The organism is Pseudomonas sp. NPDC087346 (genome assembly GCF_044744235.1).
In the GTDB taxonomy this organism is placed as follows: domain Bacteria; phylum Pseudomonadota; class Gammaproteobacteria; order Pseudomonadales; family Pseudomonadaceae; genus Aquipseudomonas.
Map to the genome: position 1 here is coordinate 129602 of NZ_JBIUXX010000008.1, position 16945 is coordinate 146546.

Consider the following 16945-nt stretch of genomic DNA (forward strand, 5'->3'; position numbering starts at 1 on the left):
ATCTAATGCGCAGGCAGAATCGCCTGCGCATTTTTCAGCATCGACTCAGGTCAGGACTCCGCTGGGATTGGTCAGCGGGTCCAGTTGTCGGCCCATTTCACAGATCAGAAACGCGATGGAATCGGCGTTACGCAAAATCGTGTCGATACGTGGATGTGGATTATCCGGGTTCAAAAAAGCCGTACGGGCATCCTCCATGTTTGAGCTGTGCGTGGCCTTGAGAATCTCATTGCCGACATGCTCGGTGCCGAGTATTTCATCCAGTCCGAGCCATTTTTGTGACTCATGGCTCCAGCGCGAGAACAGTTCGTCGCGTGGCGTGGCCAACGACAGCGCTTCGCGCTGGAATCGCGTCTGATTGACTTTCATGGCGGCGCCGTAACCGGTCACAGTGGAAATCAGATCAATAAACGGCCGTCGCGCCTCCAAAGTTGCGATGTCCACGGTCTTGGCTGCCTGATGCGAAAATTCGTGTATCAGCGTCGCGGCCTGCGCATGACCGTCGACGTTGAACGGCTCGGTCAAGGCAAACTTGTACCAATCCAGTTCCTGATTGAAGAACTTTTCGGTGAAATGCACTTTCTTTTTCAAATCGCCGTCCAGTACGAAGGCAATCAGCCCGGTTTGCCGGTACTTGTTTGAGCCGACCACAAAACGCTCGGTACCCATCAAATCTTCGGTGGGGTCCACCAGTGCGTTGCAGACCGGCAAAATGGCCAGTTTCACTTTGGCCAGAATGTCGGCATCAATGCGCCGCACATCAAAAAACGCCTTGAGGAAAGTATCCAGCCGGTTACCGGGGGCGTAGTTCCTCAGTTGCGCCATATTGTGCAGGCTGTTGAACGCGTAATAGCGGGCCAGATCGACCGCCTGCGTCAACATGCGCGCCTTCTCCGGATGCGTGGCGCGAATCTCCTGCATGCCTTGCGCTTCGATATTCAGCCAGAGCCTGGTTTCACGATCATTGCTGTATTCATTGCGCAGTTTCGTCAGCGCTTTGCCGAAGTGCACCGTGTGCCGATCCGGGTCCAGCACCAATTGCCGAGAGGGTGTGTGCTGTAAAACCGGCCCGAGCTGTTCAGCGCCGTTTATTTGCCATACGACGCCTGGACGGCTCACTGGATAGACCTTGCCGGCGATGGGTGCATAGGCAGTTTTTTTCAGCAGGTCTTCATAGGTTCCATTGAGCGGATTGTGGGTCAGATCCTTCAGGGCGACTGTCGGCGCCTCGTATGTTTGAAGAGCGGTGCGAGCTGCTTGGGTGGGGCGGATATTCGTCCAGTGGGGCGTGCTGAAAGTTGCTGGTGCGGGAGCCTGCGGTGTGGCGACGGCTTCGGTCTCCAGCGTTGACTCCAGTGACAAACGTCCCAGCGTGACCATTTCTACCGCGCCAGAAATAAACGTGCCCAGTGCGCGCTTCCAGTGATGATCCTGCAGCGCCTCGGCGGATTCCTTGAAGTCCTTGAAGCTCTGCCAGATAAATTGCACGTAGGCCAGTTTGCCTGGCAGCAGTCCCCCGAACAGCCTGATGCCCGAACTGAAAAGCTTCTTCGCAGCCTCCCAGTCTTGCTGCGCTGAAGGAATTGAATGGGTGCCCAGCAATCTTGGCAACAACGCGAGGTTGTCGCTGAACAGTTGCGTCAGCACGTTACCGTCAACAGCCTTCGAGGCCAGGGTCAATTCGCTCGGCTGACTGACACTGGCCTTGAACAACGAGGTAAAGATCGATTGCTGACTTTCGGGCAAGCGTCGCACCAACAAGTCCTGAAGAGCGCCCGGAGTTTCAAGTGCGGCGATGACAGCCGCATCATGTTCAAACTCGCGGAACGTGTGTTCACCATGATAGGGCGAATACAACACCTGTGGCCCGGATTGTCCGGACACCGGGCCGATCAAATATAAGCCCAGGGCTTTGATCGCCGCAGCGCCGGGAGTCTTGATCAGCTCCAGCGGCCGAATCATTGCAGTTGTGCCTTCTACAGCGGCGCGAGCGGTGGCATCGGGCATGTCGAGCACTTGGGTAATGAGATCAAAGGCACTGGCCGACAGATGTTGTTGCAGTTTTAGCTGGTGGGCATGTTGCAGCAGTTGCCAGGGAAGTTGCCGGACAAAACGCTGCTTACGTTCCTCGGCGTCGTTTCCGGAAAGCGCCGCCGTGACGCTGGCGGCGAAAGTGGAGCCGATGTTCAGCGACAACAACAAGCTTCTGACTGCCCCTTGATTGAGGCCAGCGGGCAATTCACGCTCGCTGCCCGAGGTGATTTTGAAACCGGTTTGCTGGGCGGTGTGGGAGTGGTGCAAGGCAAACCGGGTGAGGCTCATGGCCGGACCGGCCAGGGTCAGCGCCGGGGTGATTTCGATCTGCTCAGGGTCCAGCTCGCCGGACTGGAAGCGTTTGCCCAATAGCGTTTTCAGTGTTTGCTGAATGTACTCTTGCAAGGTCGGTATGGCATTGAGGTAATCCTTGTCCTCGCTGACGCTGTTGCGCCACTGCTCCAGCAGCTCCAGATGCAACTGCTGCTCGTCCAGCGTTGCCATGCCCAGCCAGGCGGGTAGCGACTGTTGCATGGCGATTGCCTTGGCCAGCGCGGTTGCACGCTGCAGGTTGGTCTCCGGCATGTGTGCGATCAGGGTTTTGAAGGCTTTGCCCTGATTCGGCTGTTGCAGGTTCAGGCTGCGTACCCGTTCACAGCGCTCAAGAAACTGCTCGATCGCGGATTGCATGCGATTGTGCAGTACGTTGTCGGTGATCAGTCGCAAGTCACCCATGGTGTAACCGTGATGAATCCCGTCAATGAGCGGAGATAGATTTTCCAGCAGTGCGAGGCGTTTTGCCGGGTGACGCAGGCGCTGATTCAAGATCAATCGGGCGTTTTCGACAGAGCTAAACACCTCCAGCCCCATCGCCGGTGACCACAGTATCGCGCGCCCCGAATGCAGATCATCCAGGCCACCGCGCTCAGTCAGCAGGATGCAATCGGCCAGGGGCAGCGCTTCGGCAAGACCTGTGGCTTGCAACGTCAGTGACCAGGCATCAGGACGGAAACCGTTGAGTCCCGTGCGGCGGTTGCGATCCGCTTCGTCGGGATTGAAAACTGCGTCGACAATGGCTTGCTCAGGGCGCTGCAAGGTTCCGTCGAGTACGCGCAGCCTCGCTTCGCCGGTGATGCCCACATGCAGGGCATGTGCGAGATTCGACTTGATACGCTCCAGATAACTGCGTTGCTGAACCTGCGTGCTGAAGGGTTGTGCGGCAAAATCCGCAGCGATGAGGGGCAGGATGCTGGTGAACTTCTTGACTTCAACCCGTGCGGCGTCCGCCATGACCATGGACGGTAACTGACTGCCGCTGAGCGTCGGTCTTGTGCTCCAGCGTCCCCGGGCATCCAGTGTCAGCAGCCGGTCATGGATCATCGAGCGGATGTCCAGCGCCTTGTCGAACAAGGCTGCGATATCGATCACGCCGTCGCTGTGACGGTACACCTGCAAGGCGTACTCGATGTTCTGACGCTGTTTGGTGATGATCGCTTCGAGCAAGACGCTGAAAATATTTCCAGCGATCGACTCTCCCGAAACTTGAGGTTTTTCGAAACCGAGAAAGCGATTTCGCTCATCCAGACTCAGCAAGCCGTAGAGTTCGTCTTCGTGACCAGCAGCCCCGAACTTGCTCAGCAGAGTGTGTTTCAGGTCCTGATAGTCATTGAGCACCTGCAAGCCCTGTGAAGGGGTGTACAGGAAGGCGTGGGCATGACTGATCATCAGCGATCCGGCCAGTTCGACGAAGCTGGATTGAAATTCCCAGATGCGCACGGTTTCAAGCGTGCCGGTTGGTCTGGAAGAGCTGTTCGGTTCAATCCACGACAGTAAATTGTCGAATTGTCCGGCATCAATAATGCCGCTTTCGCGTTTGAGCATGATGTCAGTCAACGCTTGCTGCCTTAGCGCCAGGCTGAAAAATGCCCGGCGTGACAAGCCGTCTGCGGATGCGCCGTTCCAGTACTGTTCCATTTGCTGGTACAGCAACGCGAGGAGTTTTCCCGAGGCTGTTTTGACTGCGGTTTCCCAACGTATCTGATCACCGGCAGCCAAAGGTTTGCGTGGATTTGAGTACGTGTGTGACTGGCCGGCCGGCCACCCGGGGTGACGATAATTGAGCAGTGCTGCGGCGCCCAGTGTCATTGCCCCACGCTCACTTGCCGGATTGTTACCCTGCAATTGTTCATCGCCAGGCGCAGCGACAGCGTGGAAGCTGACGCGAGTTCTGGACTGGTCGATGCCGGGCATTAGCGGCGTCAGCAGTTCACTCATTACTGCGTCAAGCAAAGTCTCGAGTTCAGGCAGGTTCATCAACTCGGCGAGGATTGCCTCAGCGTTCAGTCGCTGGCAGTCATTCATGGTGGCTTGCTGATCGTCGAATATATCGCCTTCGATGAGCTGGAATGTAACGCTCAAGGTGCGCTTTTCCAGTAGATCCTTGCGTTGCGAGATGGCGAGGAACTTCAGCAGTCGGTCTTCTTCATCGATTTGCTTGAGGCGCTCTTCCAGGTGCTCAGTCAATGTGCTGAGGTTGTCGAATTTTTTCAGCCCGTCCAGTGCGGAATAGAGCATGACGGCGCGATCCTCGGGCGTGAAACTCAGGACGAAACAGCCTGCGAGGGTCAACGGCAGTGGGGCATGGGTGTTGATCAGTATGCGGTGGGCCAGCATGGGTGCAGCTTGTTGACTACGCAGTGTCTGGGTCGCCAGTTGCACACTGGCCAGCCACTCGAAATCCTTGTCCGAAAGACCGTGGACCTTGCCAAGCGCCTTCCATAGTCCGGGTGAATGTAAAACGGCCGGGAATAGCAGTGGGGTAGCAGAAGCAGGCATTAGCGGGTCTCGATCAGGGCGCCGTTGGGGGCGCCGTAAGGTTGAGACGCCAGACTAAGTGCCGAGCGAGATGAGCAGGTGGTACATAGTTATTGCACAAATGATCGCCAGATGTGCCAGTGCCAGCGACTTGAACGGTTGACAGCACCGGGCCCTGACGTGATTAATCGGTGGGCAAGTTATTCGTACGCTGTTGTTCCCTCCAATAATTAGTCTGGAGCTTCAGATGTCTGCGCAACACGATGCTGTGTCTTCCACTGGTTCAACCAATGCGCCATCTACGCTATCGCTCGACGCGCTGACGCGATTGCTCGAAAGCGTTTTTCTGCGTCATGGTACGTCGGCGTCTGTTGCCCGCACCCTGGCGGCCAATTGTGCCGGCGCTGAGCGCGATGGCGCTCACAGTCACGGTGTGTTCCGTATTCCGGGTTATGTTTCCACACTGAACAGCGGCTGGGTCAATGGCCAGGCTGTGCCGGTGGTCGAAGACGTGGCGTCCGGTTTTGTGCGGGTCGATGCCGGCAATGGCTTTGCCCAGCCGGCGCTTGAGGCGGCCCGGCCGCTGTTGGTGGAAAAGGCGCGCAATGCCGGAATCGCGGTGCTGGCAATCCGCAACTCCCATCACTTTGCGGCGCTATGGCCGGATGTCGAACCGTTCGCCGAAGAAGGTCTGGTCGCGCTCAGCGTGGTCAATAGCATGACCTGCGTGGTGCCGCACGGCGCCGACCGCCCATTGTTCGGCACCAACCCGATTGCGTTCGCTGCCCCGCGTGCTGATGGCGCGCCGATTGTGTTCGACCTCGCCACCAGCGCCATCGCCCATGGGGACGTGCAAATCGCCGCGCGTGCCGGAGAACCTCTGGAACCGGGAATGGGCGTGGACAGCCTTGGCCAGCCAACCTGCGACCCGAAAGCAATTCTCGAGGGCGGTGCGTTGCTGCCGTTCGGCGGGCACAAGGGCTCGGCGCTGTCGATGATGGTCGAACTGTTGGCCGCGGCGCTGACGGGCGGCAATTTTTCCTTCGAGTTCGACTGGTCGAACCACCCGGGTGCCAAAACGCCCTGGACCGGGCAGCTGTTGATCGTCATAGATCCGAGCAAAGCCGCAGGGCAGAGTTTTGCCGAGCGCAGTCAGGAACTGGTGCGGCAGATGCACGGGGTAGGGCTCAAGCGTTTGCCGGGAGATCGTCGGCATTTGCAGCGCGCACGGTCGATGGCGGAAGGGATTGTGCTGGATGCGCAGACTTTGGCGCAGTTGCGGGAGTTGGCTGGGGAATAGCCCACTGCTGAATAAAGGGTTGGCGAGCTGATTGTGGCGAGGGAGCAAGCTCCCTCGCCACAGATGGGGCGTGAATCTTTAGAAAATTAACGACGACCGAGCAACAAACCCACCACCAGACCAAAACCGGCCGAGATCGCCACGGTTTGCCACGGGTGTCCGCCAATGTAGTTCTCCGTCGCATCGACGGCAGGTTTGGTGCGGTCGCGCACGCTGGATACCGAATCCAGTGCCTGCTGCAATTTCAGGGCGATTTGCCCGCGCAGGGTCTCCGCTTCTTCGCCGACCAGTGAGGCGCTGCTCTTGAGCAGTTTGTCCGACTCTTCGATCAGAGCCTGAAGTTCGCTGAAGGCCTGATCCTTGATTTGGTCTTCGGCGGCTTGAACGGCGGTTTTACGGGCCATTGGGTGACTCCTTGCTGGTGAATGGACAGTGAACAATGGAGTGTAGGGCGGCGCAAAAAGTTGCACCGATTTTGTTCGAGGGAGAAATCCAGCGCAGGAGATTTCCGTCTAGCGTGTAAGATGTCGCCTATTTTACGCAGCAGGTAATTCCCCATGAGTTTCAATCTGGCCGACAAATCCCTCGCAGAGCGCGCCGCGCTGGAAGATGAGAAATCCCGTCTGTTCGAACTCTGGCAAAACAACCTCGGCAAGGCCAAGGGCGAAGCCGCCCGGTTGTTTGGCGAGCGTAGCAAGCGCAAAGGCAAGTGGTCTGAATGGGTGCGCTCCGAGCTCGACGGTATGTCGCCGCCGGAATTCGCCAACATGGTGCGCAGTGAGGTCAACCGGCTGATGGCCGCGAGCAAGTAACGCGCCTCAGCTGACCTCGAAACACGCGGCAATCGCTTCGCGCACCTTGACCACCACAGGATCGATCTGCGTGCTGGTGCGCCAGCCCAGTTCAATCGGATAACGCGGTAACGCCAGCGGGCAGGGCAGCAGCGCCAGACCACTGAGTGCGGCGATGCTCTGCGCGGCATGCGCCGGAATCGTCGCCACGGCCTGGCTGCCCTTGAGCAAAAACGGCAGCGCGGCAAAATGCGTGGTCGATGCGCAGACCCGGCGGCTCATGCCCAGCGCGGCCAGCCCTTCATCGGTGATGCCGATAAACCCGCCGGACGACACCAGAATATGCTCGCGCGTGACGAACTCTTGGAGGCTGATCTCGCGCAGATCGGGCGCCAGACTCGCCGGGTCCACCAAACACGCATATCCCCCTTCGCCGAGCACCTGCCGACTGAGCAGGCGCTCCGCGAATCCACCCGCCGTAATCGCCAGATCAATGCTGCGTTCCATCAATGCCCGAGCGACGATCTGACTGTGAGTCTGGCGGAAGATCAACCGCAGCTTCGGTGCGCGACGGGCGATCTCTTCGATCAGGCGCCGGCCATAAGCAATCTCGAAATCATCCGACAGCCCAAGGGTGACCGAACGACCTTCAAAGTGTTGGGCGGCTGGATCGACCATCGCCAGACTTTGCCGGCACTTGTTCAGCGCATCGCTGACCACCGGTTTCAATTGATTGGCCTTGAGTGTCGGCGCCAATCCGCGACCGGTGCGCACGAACAACTGATCGCCGTACACCTCGCGCAAACGCCGCAGCGCCGCACTGACCGCCGATTGCGTCACCCCCAGACGCAACGAGGCGCGGCTGGCGCTGGACTCTTCATGTATGGCTTCAAAGACTTTCAGCAGATTGAGATCGACGTTCACGATATTCATATGGCTCATATCATTCAGCAGTGAATCGGGCTTTATTCATGATCCCGTGACGCCGGAGAATCAGCAACACCTGATCTCACGGAGTCATCGCAATGCCAAAATCAATCGTTGCCGCGTTGCAAATCGGTGCCTTGCCCGGTGGCAAAGGCGAAACCCTGGAACAAATCCTCAGTTGGGAAGCCGCGATCATCGACGCCGGTGCGGCGCTGGTGGTGATGCCCGAAGCGTTGCTTGGTGGTTATCCGAAGGGCGAGGGTTTCGGCACGCAACTGGGCTATCGCTTGCCGGAAGGACGCGAGGCCTATGCCCGTTACTTCGCCAACGCGATTGATGTGCCCAGTGCGGAAACGCAAGCGCTCGCGGGGCTCGCTGCGCGTACCGGAGCTAATCTGGTGATTGGCGTGATCGAACGCTCCGGCAGCACGCTGTATTGCACCGCGTTGTATTTCGATCCGCAGCAAGGGCTGGTCGCCAAGCACCGCAAATTGATGCCGACCGGGACTGAGCGGCTGATCTGGGGCAAGGGCGACGGTTCCACTCTGCCGGTGCTCGACACTCAGGTCGGACGCCTGGGCGCGGTGATCTGCTGGGAAAACATGATGCCGCTGCTGCGCACGGCGATGTACGCCAAGGGCATCGAAGTCTGGTGCGCACCGACGGTTGATGAGCGCGAGATGTGGCAGGCCAGCATGCGCCATATCGCCCATGAAGGTCGCTGCTTTGTGGTCAGTGCCTGTCAGGTTCAGGCCTCGCCGAATGAGCTCGGCGTGGAGATTGCCAACTGGCCTGCAGATCGTCCGTTGATTGCCGGTGGCAGTGTGATCATCGGGCCGATGGGCGACGTGCTGGCCGGGCCTTTACGTGGTGAAGCGGGATTGTTGACCGCCGAAATCGATACCGACGAGTTGATCCGCGCCCGCTACGACTACGACGTCGTCGGTCACTATGCGCGCCCGGACGTGTTCGAATTGAGCGTCGACGAGCGCGCCAAACCCGGCGTGCGTTTCACCGCTTGATCTGTTGCAGCCATTCTTCGCGGGTGATTTCCCAGATTTTCCGAGGAAACCGCCCGCCGACGAAATCGTCTTCATCGCAGCGAATCAAGCGCATGCCGGCGCGTTCGGAGAGTTTGCGTGAACCGATATTTGGCACAAAATTGTTCAGGTAACGCACCACATCCCAATGCGCGAATTGCTGCTGGATGGCTTCGGCATCGGTCAGTTGCAGTGGGCGCAGGATCAGCCGTTCGGTGTAGAGCGTGGGGGTAGTGTCCATAAATTCTGCCGTGTCCATGAGTGCCTGACTGAACGGGAACCTTGTGGGAGCTGGCTTGCCAGCGATGGCGGTGTGTCAGGCAACGGTGATGTTGGCTGATATGCCTCATCGCTGGCAAGCCAGCTCCCACAGGGGTTTCTGCTGAGTTTCAGGGCTGGGCACTACCAGGTCGCGGCGCTGGTTTTTGGCAGGCTGAGGGTGCCGCTGTCGACGAAGCGCATGGTGCCGAACAGTCCGCCCGAGAGCTTGCCGCGCAGGACGTAGGGCAGATTGTCGAGGGTTTGCGTCTGGGTCAGGCCGAGGGTCTGGCGCAGTACCGAGAACGCGGAAACGCTGACTGGCACGCTGACCACCGTCTCGGAAAAACGCGCAATGGAGCCGCTCTGATCGCTCACGCCCGAAGCCAGCGAGTGGCCGTTGACGTCCAGATCGAGGGCAATGCCGTTGTAGTCGATGGCGGTTTCGTTGGGGTTTTGTACGCGTAACTTGATCGCGAAACGCACTTCCAGATCCTGGCTCGGCAGCGGTTCGATGCCGACCACGTTGATGTTCACCGGATCACGGTTGGGGAAAAGCGCGCAGGCGCTGAGGGACAGTAACAGCAAGGAAAGGATGACGGCGTGGACGCGGCGCATAAACAGTCTCTCAACAAAAAAGGGCTGAACCGTTGCCGGTGCAGCCCTTTTTCTGGCCCCGTTTTCAGGGGCGGGCGACCTTAGCGGTTCAACTGTGCGACAGCCGCAGGTTGGGCAGGTTCACCTTTGGCGGGCACATCCGGGTTTTCCATGACCTGGAGAATAGAGGCTTCGGGATCGAAATCGTCTTCTTCCAGCTCGATGAATTCTTCCGGCAGGAAGATGTTCAGCACGATAGCGCACAACGCGCCAACGGTGATCGGCGATTCGAAGATGTTGCGCAGCGCTTGCGGCAGTTCGCGCAACACTTCCGGCACCGCTGCAATGCCCAGGCCCATGCCGAGGGAGATCGCCACGATCAGCATGTTGCGGCGGTGCAGGCCGGCCTCGGCGAGAATCTTGATCCCGGCCACGGCCACGGTGCCGAACATCACCAGTTCGGCGCCGCCGAGCACCGGTTTCGGCATCAGTTGCAGTACTGCGCCGATCATCGGGAACAGCCCGAGCACCACCAGCAGGCCGGCAATGAAGAACGCCACGTAACGGCTGGCGACGCCAGTGAGCTGGATCACGCCGTTGTTTTGCGCGAACGTCACCATCGGCATGCTGTTGAACACCGCCGCCATTGCCGAGTTGAGGCCATCAGCGAGCAGCCCGGACTTGATCCGGCGGATGTACAGCGGGCCTTTGACCGGTTGCCGCGAGATCATCGAGTTGGCCGTCAAGTCGCCTGCGGCCTCCAGCGGCGAGACCAGGAAAATCACCGCCACCGGCACAAACGCCACCCAATCGAAGGAGAAGCCGTACTTGAACGGCACCGGCACGCTGAACAGCGGCACCTCGGGCATGTTGGCGAAATCCACGGTGCCCATCAGCCACGCCACCACATAACCGAAGGTCAGGCCGATAACAATTGCCCCCAGGCGCAGGAACGGCACATCGACCCGGTTCAAAACGACGATGGTGCCCAACACCAGCGCCGCCAGAAACAGGTGACTGGCACCGCCCAGGTCCGGCGCACCAAAGCCGCCGGCGATGTCGGTCATCGCTACTTTGATCAGCGACAGGCCCATCAGCGTGATGATGGTGCCGGTGACCACCGGGGTGATCAGCATGCGCAGTTTGCCGATGAACTGGCTCAGCACCACTTCGATGAACGCTGCGAAAAAGCACACGCCGAAAATCGTCGAGAGAATTTCATCAGTACCGCCGCCCCGGGCCTTGACCATGAATCCGGCGCTGAGAATCACGCTGATAAAAGAAAAACTGGTGCCTTGCAGGCACAGCAGACCGGAACCGATCGGGCCGAAACGCTTGGCCTGGACAAAGGTGCCGAGACCGGAAACGAACAGCGCCATGCTGATCAGGTAGGGGATTTCACTTTGCAGACCAAGGGCGCCGCCCATGATCAGGGTCGGGGTGATGATCCCGACGAAGCTTGCCAGTACGTGTTGCAGCGCGGCAAACACCGTGGCGGTGAGGTGCGGACGGTCGTTGAGGCCGTAGATCAGATCGTTGTTGCGCGGGGCTTTTTCGGAGACGGTCATGGTGATTTGCGTGCCGCGAAGCGGGGCCGGGTCAGAAAATGGAGGCGCAGGATGCCGTAAGAGAGCGGCGAGGGCAACGAACAAAAACTGCCTGAAAGGTCAGGAAATACGGGCCAAGTCAAAAGATCGCAGCCTTCGGCAGCTCCTACAGGTGAATGCATTCCAATGTGGGAGCTGCCGAAGGCTGCGATCTTTTGACCTTCAAACAAATGCGGCGAGCAGGTCTTCCTCAAACGCCTTCTGCGCATCCCCCGGCACCAGCGCCCGATGCCGGGCCAGATGAAACGCCACTTCAAAACTCAGCTCGCCCGGCCTCACTCGCCGCAGCAATCCCTTGTCCTCCCAACTGCGCGCGTAGTGATCCGGCAGATAACCCACATGCTTGCCGGACAGAATGAACGACAGCGTACCCTCGACCTGCTCTGAACGCGCCGAACACACTTTGCCTTGAAACGGCTCGTCACTGCGCAGGAACCGGTACGGGTGATCAACCCGGTCACAGGCCTGCAACGCCGCTTCATCCGGCGCCTCGTCAGTGAACAGCGGATGACCCGCCGCGCAATAAAGATGCTGGGTTTCGCTGAACAATTGGCGATAGTCGAACGCACTCTGCACCTGCGAAAAGTAACCAATCGCGAGGTCCAGCCGCTGTTGCAGCAGCAGGCGTTCCATCTCGCCGGGCATTGCGCTGATCAACTCGATGCGCACCGACTCATCGCGCTCGCGAAAGCGCCGGATCGCTTCGGCCACCCGTTGCAGCACCGATTGATCGACCGCTTCGGACAGCCCCAGCCGTACCTCGCCAATCAACCGCCCGGCGACACCGTTGGATTGGTGGCGAAAGGTCTCGATCGATTCAAACAGCGTTCGCGCCGCCAGCAATAACTGCTCGCCCTTGGGCGTAACACTGAAACCGCCCTTGCCACGACTGCACAGCCGATAACCGAGGCGGGTTTCGAGCTTGGCCATTTGCTGGCTGATGCTCGACTGGCTCAGGCCCAAATCGCCTTGGGCGGCGCTGAATCCACCGCATTCGACCACCCGCACGAACAGGCGCAGCAATTGCAGATCGACATCGTGAAGCTGACCGAGCATCACATTACTCCGCGGTAAAGTCAGGTTAACAATTCAGGAATTTTTGTAATGTATCCGACGGCGCATTCTGCCACCACTTCCTCCGGTCAGGTGTTCGTCATGGCTCTTGCGTTCAAGCTGTGTTTCCCCGCGCTGTTCCTCTCTGTGGCCATCAGCGCACAGGCCGAAGACAAAACCCTCAACTTCTACAGCTGGGCCGATTACGTGCCGCCGCAAACCCTGCAGCGTTTCGAAAAGGAAACCGGCATTCATGTGCGCTACGACACCTTCGACACTTCCGAAGTGCTGGAAACCAAGCTGCTGACCGGCGGCAGCGGGTACGACGTGGTGGTGCCGTCGTCCAGTGTGCTGGCGCGGGGTCTGGCGGCCGGGGCCATGCGGGAAATCCCTCACGAAGGGCTCAAGGGCTACGGCAATCTTGATCCGGATCTACTGAAGAAACTCGCGGCGGTCGATCCCGGCAACCGTTACGCCGTGCCGTATACCTGGGGCACGCTCGGCCTGGGGATGAACGTCGAGGCGGTGAAAAAACGTCTGCCGGATGTGCCGCTCAACAGCCTCGATCTGCTGTTCAAACCGGAGTACGCCAGCAAACTCAAGGACTGCGGAATCGCGATTCTCGATTCGCCGCAGGAAGTCATCGGCCTGGCGCTGCACTACCTCGGCAAAGACCCTTACAGCACCGACAAAGCCGATCTGGCCGCCGCCGAAGCGCTGCTGTTGCAGTTGCAGCCGTCAGTGCTCTACGTCGCCACCGGGCGACAAATCAGCGATCTGGCCAACGGCAGCGTTTGTCTGGCGCTGACCTACAACGGCGACGCAAGCATGGCCGCCGATCAGGCGCGCAAGGCCAACAAGCCGTTCGAGGTCGCTTACCGGATTCCCAAAGAAGGCACGATTATCTGGCAGGACAACCTGGCCATTCCCAAAGATGCGCCGCACCCGGAAGCCGCTCGCGCCTTTATTGAATTCATGCTGCGCCCGGATTCGGTTGCCGAGCTGACCAACACGCTGTTTTTCGCCACCGCCAATCAGGCTGCCACGCCGCTGGTGGATGAAGCAGTGCGCAACGATCCCGACATCTATCCGCTGCCTGAAGTGCGCGATCGTTTGTACGCCGACCGCAGCATGAGCCTCAAGGACATGCGTCAGCGCACGCGTATGTGGACCACTTTCCGTAGCCATCAATAAGAACAGGAGCACACCGATGGACGTGCCAGTCGATAACGATCAAGCGATAACCCGCGATAGCCTTTACGGCACCAGCGCCGAAAGCACCTACGCCGGAATCACCAGTTTCATGCGCCGCCGCTACAGCCGTGACTTGCGCGGCGTCGATGTGGCAGTCAGCGGCGTGCCGTTCGACACCGCCACCAGCAACCGCCCGGGCGCGCGTTTCGGGCCGCGAGGAATTCGCGCCGCCTCCGCCGGGATTGCCTGGGAACGCCACTGGCCGTGGGCGTTTGACCCGTTCGATCATCTTGCGGTGATCGACTACGGCGACTGCGACTTCGATTACGGCTCACCGCACACCATCCCGGACAGCATCGAGGCCCATGCCGAGAAAATCCTCGCTTCCGGTAGCGCGATGCTGACCTTTGGTGGCGATCATTTCATCAGCTACCCGTTGCTCAAGGCGCATGCGCGCAAACACGGCAAGTTGTCGCTGATCCACTTCGACGCGCACAGCGATACCTGGCCGGATGAGGAGGGCAAGCGCGTCGATCACGGCACCATGTTCTGGCACGCGGCACGCGAAGGGCTGGTTGATCCGGCGCGCTCGGTGCAGATCGGTTTGCGCACCACCAACGACGATCATCAGGGCTTTCAGGTGCTTGATGCGCGGCAGGTGCATCGGCGAGGTTGTGAGGCGATTGTCGAAGCGATTCGGGCGCGGGTCGGCGATAACCCGGTGTACCTGACGTTCGATATCGACTGCCTCGATCCAGCGTTTGCGCCGGGTACGGGGACGCCAGTGTGTGGTGGCTTGAGCACGGTGCAAGCGCTGGAGATTCTTGGTGGTTTGCGCGGGATCAATCTGGTGGGCATGGACGTGGTGGAAGTCGCCCCGGCGTATGACCACGCGGAAGTCACCTCGCTGGCTGCGGCAACACTGGCAATGGAAATGCTTTGCCTGTACGCCGCCAAACATAAAGTCGACCTCTAAACCCGGCATCCCCCTTGTAGGAGCTGCGGCACGCTGCGATCTTTTGATCCTGATTTTTTAACAGCAAGATCAAAAGATCGCAGCGTGCCGCAGCTCCTACCGGATTTTGCGTCGGCCAAAGGACTTGTGAACGACGCTGCCCCCTGCAGGAGCGTCGTGGCATACTGCCGCGCATGACTTTCGACTCTCCGTTAAGCGCCTGGCAGCATGCCATCGAGCACAAGGGTTTCATCCAGGATGAAGCCCAGGAACACGCCGTCTGGGCGCTGCAAAAATGCCATGAAGCCTTGCACGCCGGTGCCCGTTCGGTCACTGGCGTTTACCTGTGGGGCCCGGTCGGGCGTGGCAAGACCTGGCTGATGGATCAGTTCTATCAGAGCCTGCGGGTGCCGGCGCGGCGGCAGCATTTCCACCATTTCATGGGCTGGGTGCACCAGCGCTCGTTTCAGTTGACCGGAATCGCCGATCCGCTGCGCGCGCTGGCCAAAGAGCTGGCCGCTGAAGTGCGGGTGCTGTGTTTCGATGAGCTGTTCGTCAACGACATCGGCGATGCGATCATCCTCGGTCGGCTGTTTCAGGTGATGTTCGACGAAGGCGTAGTGATCGTCTGCACCTCCAATCTGCCGCCGGATGATCTGTACGCCGATGGCTTCAATCGTGATCGTTTTGTCCCGGCTATCGCCGCAATCAAGGCGCACATGCAAGTGGTGGCGGTGAATGGCGCCGAAGATCACCGTCTGCATCCCGGGGCAGGGCAGCAGCGTTATTTTGTCGCGCTGCCGGAGCAGGAAAGTGCCCTGCGCCAAGTCTTTCAGTCGCTGGCGGTCGGGCAACATGCCAGTGCCGAACCGATCCCGGTCGGACACCGGACGTTGAACGTGGTGCAAGCCTGCGAAACGGTGCTCTGGTGCCGCTACGCCGATCTTTGCGAGCAACCGTTCGCCGCGATGGATTTCATCGCACTGTGTGACACCTACCGGACTATTCTGTTGAGCGACGTACCCAATCTCAGCGCGCAAAAGCGTGAGGGGCGTATCGCTCGCGGCACCGAAGATGGCGCTGCGCGGGTGGAGGCGGGCGACCGCGAGCTGCCGCAACTGTCGGTCCACGACGATGGCGTTCGACGCTTCATCGCATTGGTCGACGAGTGTTACGACCGTAAGGTGCCGTTGTACATCGAGGCGCAGGTGCCGATGGATGCGCTGTACACCGAGGGTTATCTGGAGTTTCCGTTTCGCCGCACGCTCAGCCGTTTGCAGGAGATGCAGCTACAGCGTTTTGCCGAAGCTTGAAGTGAAGAGGGCGCGAACATGAGCCAGCCGCTATCGCATCATCTGTTGACCATGGCCTATCAAAACGCCTGGGCCAATCACCGACTGGCCAATGCCTGGTCGCAACTGGACGACACAGAGCTGACGGCGCCGAGAGTCGGGTTTTTCCCCGCGATTCGCCTGACGCTCAATCACATCCTCACTTGCGACTGGTTCTACGTCGATGCGCTTGAGCGCGAGTTGCGTGGCGATGATCCGCATCCCGATTGCTACGTGTTTTTCAATGCTGACGAGCCGTTTACTGACGCCGTGCGATTGCGTGAAGAACAAGCACACGTCGATCGCCGGCTGATCGCCTATTGCGAGCAACTGCGTGATGCCGATCTCGGCCGGATTGTCACCATCGCCCGCGATACGCCACAGCACGACAGCCGACTGCGCATGCTCTCGCATCTGTTCGAACACCAGATCCATCATCGTGGCCAGGTGCACACGATGCTCAGCGACACAGCGGTGAAACCACCACAACTGGACGAGTTTTTCTGCGCGGGTGAAGCGGGGCTGAGGGCTGCCGACTTCGCTGAGCTGGGTTGGACCGAAGAGCTGATCTGGGGCCATTAAAGTGCTGACCGCAGACAAATCGCGGGCATAAAAAAAGGCGCCCGAAAAGGGCGCCCAACTGTCATCTTCCAAGCCAGAGCGGAGCCGGAAGGTCCATCGGTAAAAAGGTCTATCGGTAAATCAGTTGCGATAAGACTCGGTCACTTGCGCCGTCTGGTCATCCGGAACGCGCAGTTCCGGGGCCTTGGTGTCGGCTTTCTGCTCGCTTTGAGCGTGGTGAACCGGGAAGTTGTCGTAGTAGTACCGCATGCGTTCGGCGCCACCTTCAGCGAATGCGCTGGCGGAACCGAGGGCGAGTAGCCCGGCGAGAATTGCAGTTGTGGTTTTCATGGTGCCTCCACTGGAAAAGTCGGAGCCTTTCATCCATGAATCAGCGTACGAGGGGCAGTGTCCGGCAGGCGAATTAACTCGGGGTTAACGCGTTGAAGGACGGCAGTAAACCTGTGGTGAGGGGATTTATCC

Annotated in this window: 15 protein-coding genes; 7 read left to right on the forward strand and 8 right to left on the reverse strand. The window is 59.4% G+C overall.

Annotation, left to right across the window (positions count from 1 at the left end; all coding sequences use genetic code 11):
• Positions 1-45 precede the first annotated feature (45 nt).
• On the reverse strand, positions 46-4869 hold the full coding sequence (locus tag ACIOZM_RS07325; RefSeq protein ID WP_401211303.1) for a dermonecrotic toxin domain-containing protein: 4824 nt from the start codon (positions 4867-4869) through the stop codon (positions 46-48).
• Positions 4870-5095: 226 nt separating this feature from the next.
• Here ACIOZM_RS07325 and ACIOZM_RS07330 point away from each other — a divergent pair, with 226 nt between their 5' ends.
• Complete coding sequence (locus tag ACIOZM_RS07330; protein ID WP_401211305.1) at positions 5096-6148, forward strand: Ldh family oxidoreductase; 1053 nt, start codon at positions 5096-5098, stop codon at positions 6146-6148.
• Positions 6149-6234: 86 nt separating this feature from the next.
• On the opposite strand, the gene ACIOZM_RS07335 is transcribed toward ACIOZM_RS07330, so the two are convergent.
• Positions 6235-6552, reverse strand: a complete 318-nt coding sequence (locus ACIOZM_RS07335; protein WP_401211308.1) for a YqjD family protein — start codon at positions 6550-6552, stop codon at positions 6235-6237.
• Positions 6553-6705: 153 nt separating this feature from the next.
• Between ACIOZM_RS07335 and ACIOZM_RS07340 the strand changes: the two genes are divergently transcribed.
• The gene (locus tag ACIOZM_RS07340; protein WP_401211311.1) at positions 6706-6960 is read left to right on the forward strand and encodes a hypothetical protein; all 255 of its coding nucleotides are present in this window, start codon (positions 6706-6708) and stop codon (positions 6958-6960) included.
• Between the two features lie 6 nt (positions 6961-6966).
• On the opposite strand, the gene ACIOZM_RS07345 is transcribed toward ACIOZM_RS07340, so the two are convergent.
• On the reverse strand, positions 6967-7881 hold the full coding sequence (locus tag ACIOZM_RS07345) for a LysR substrate-binding domain-containing protein (protein WP_401211314.1): 915 nt from the start codon (positions 7879-7881) through the stop codon (positions 6967-6969).
• 83 nt (positions 7882-7964) lie between these two features.
• Here ACIOZM_RS07345 and ACIOZM_RS07350 point away from each other — a divergent pair, with 83 nt between their 5' ends.
• Positions 7965-8888 carry a carbon-nitrogen hydrolase family protein gene (locus ACIOZM_RS07350; RefSeq protein WP_401211316.1) on the forward strand — a complete coding sequence of 308 codons (924 nt, stop codon included), beginning with the start codon at positions 7965-7967 and terminating at the stop codon, positions 8886-8888.
• Here the strand turns inward: ACIOZM_RS07350 and ACIOZM_RS07355 are convergent.
• The 4 genes from ACIOZM_RS07355 to ACIOZM_RS07370 form a co-directional block, all read right to left on the reverse strand.
• A complete protein-coding gene (locus ACIOZM_RS07355) occupies positions 8878-9147 on the reverse strand; it encodes a GNAT family N-acetyltransferase (protein ID WP_401211319.1) in 270 nt (89 codons plus the stop codon). The genes ACIOZM_RS07350 and ACIOZM_RS07355 overlap by 11 nt on opposite strands.
• 161 nt (positions 9148-9308) lie before the next feature.
• Entirely contained in the window at positions 9309-9782 is a 474-nt protein-coding gene (locus tag ACIOZM_RS07360) for an LEA type 2 family protein (protein ID WP_401211321.1), read from the reverse strand.
• Between the two features lie 80 nt (positions 9783-9862).
• Positions 9863-11329, reverse strand: a complete 1467-nt coding sequence (locus ACIOZM_RS07365; RefSeq protein WP_401211324.1) for a nucleobase:cation symporter-2 family protein — start codon at positions 11327-11329, stop codon at positions 9863-9865.
• Positions 11330-11530: 201 nt separating this feature from the next.
• Positions 11531-12424: a LysR family transcriptional regulator gene (locus tag ACIOZM_RS07370; RefSeq protein WP_401211326.1), complete on the reverse strand. Its 894-nt coding sequence runs from the start codon at positions 12422-12424 to the stop codon at positions 11531-11533.
• A gap of 99 nt (positions 12425-12523) precedes the next feature.
• Between ACIOZM_RS07370 and ACIOZM_RS07375 the strand changes: the two genes are divergently transcribed.
• From ACIOZM_RS07375 to ACIOZM_RS07390, 4 genes are all read left to right on the forward strand, one after another.
• Entirely contained in the window at positions 12524-13615 is a 1092-nt protein-coding gene (locus ACIOZM_RS07375; protein ID WP_401211329.1) for a polyamine ABC transporter substrate-binding protein, read from the forward strand.
• Positions 13616-13631: 16 nt separating this feature from the next.
• Entirely contained in the window at positions 13632-14591 is a 960-nt protein-coding gene (gene speB, locus ACIOZM_RS07380; protein ID WP_401211332.1) for an agmatinase, read from the forward strand.
• A gap of 173 nt (positions 14592-14764) precedes the next feature.
• Positions 14765-15883 (forward strand): cell division protein ZapE, encoded by a 1119-nt coding sequence (gene zapE, locus ACIOZM_RS07385; protein ID WP_401211334.1) that lies wholly within the window; start codon positions 14765-14767, stop codon positions 15881-15883.
• 18 nt (positions 15884-15901) lie between these two features.
• Positions 15902-16483 (forward strand): DinB family protein, encoded by a 582-nt coding sequence (locus ACIOZM_RS07390; RefSeq protein ID WP_401211336.1) that lies wholly within the window; start codon positions 15902-15904, stop codon positions 16481-16483.
• Positions 16484-16603: 120 nt separating this feature from the next.
• Here the strand turns inward: ACIOZM_RS07390 and ACIOZM_RS07395 are convergent, their stop codons facing one another.
• Positions 16604-16813: a hypothetical protein gene (locus ACIOZM_RS07395; RefSeq protein ID WP_401211338.1), complete on the reverse strand. Its 210-nt coding sequence runs from the start codon at positions 16811-16813 to the stop codon at positions 16604-16606.
• Between the last annotated feature and the right edge of the window lie 132 nt (positions 16814-16945).

What these genes read in the sequence shown, in the direction of transcription:
- ACIOZM_RS07325 (WP_401211303.1), bottom strand. Translation starts at nt 4,869, where the DNA reads ATGCCTGCTTCTGCTACCCCACTGCTATTCCCGGCCGTTTTACATTCA.
- ACIOZM_RS07330 (WP_401211305.1), top strand. Translation starts at nt 5,096, where the DNA reads ATGTCTGCGCAACACGATGCTGTGTCTTCCACTGGTTCAACCAATGCG.
- ACIOZM_RS07335 (WP_401211308.1), bottom strand. Translation starts at nt 6,552, where the DNA reads ATGGCCCGTAAAACCGCCGTTCAAGCCGCCGAAGACCAAATCAAGGAT.
- ACIOZM_RS07340 (WP_401211311.1), top strand. Translation starts at nt 6,706, where the DNA reads ATGAGTTTCAATCTGGCCGACAAATCCCTCGCAGAGCGCGCCGCGCTG.
- ACIOZM_RS07345 (WP_401211314.1), bottom strand. Translation starts at nt 7,881, where the DNA reads ATGAGCCATATGAATATCGTGAACGTCGATCTCAATCTGCTGAAAGTC.
- ACIOZM_RS07350 (WP_401211316.1), top strand. Translation starts at nt 7,965, where the DNA reads ATGCCAAAATCAATCGTTGCCGCGTTGCAAATCGGTGCCTTGCCCGGT.
- ACIOZM_RS07355 (WP_401211319.1), bottom strand. Translation starts at nt 9,147, where the DNA reads ATGGACACTACCCCCACGCTCTACACCGAACGGCTGATCCTGCGCCCA.
- ACIOZM_RS07360 (WP_401211321.1), bottom strand. Translation starts at nt 9,782, where the DNA reads ATGCGCCGCGTCCACGCCGTCATCCTTTCCTTGCTGTTACTGTCCCTC.
- ACIOZM_RS07365 (WP_401211324.1), bottom strand. Translation starts at nt 11,329, where the DNA reads ATGACCGTCTCCGAAAAAGCCCCGCGCAACAACGATCTGATCTACGGC.
- ACIOZM_RS07370 (WP_401211326.1), bottom strand. Translation starts at nt 12,424, where the DNA reads ATGCTCGGTCAGCTTCACGATGTCGATCTGCAATTGCTGCGCCTGTTC.
- ACIOZM_RS07375 (WP_401211329.1), top strand. Translation starts at nt 12,524, where the DNA reads ATGGCTCTTGCGTTCAAGCTGTGTTTCCCCGCGCTGTTCCTCTCTGTG.
- speB (WP_401211332.1), top strand. Translation starts at nt 13,632, where the DNA reads ATGGACGTGCCAGTCGATAACGATCAAGCGATAACCCGCGATAGCCTT.
- zapE (WP_401211334.1), top strand. Translation starts at nt 14,765, where the DNA reads ATGACTTTCGACTCTCCGTTAAGCGCCTGGCAGCATGCCATCGAGCAC.
- ACIOZM_RS07390 (WP_401211336.1), top strand. Translation starts at nt 15,902, where the DNA reads ATGAGCCAGCCGCTATCGCATCATCTGTTGACCATGGCCTATCAAAAC.
- ACIOZM_RS07395 (WP_401211338.1), bottom strand. Translation starts at nt 16,813, where the DNA reads ATGAAAACCACAACTGCAATTCTCGCCGGGCTACTCGCCCTCGGTTCC.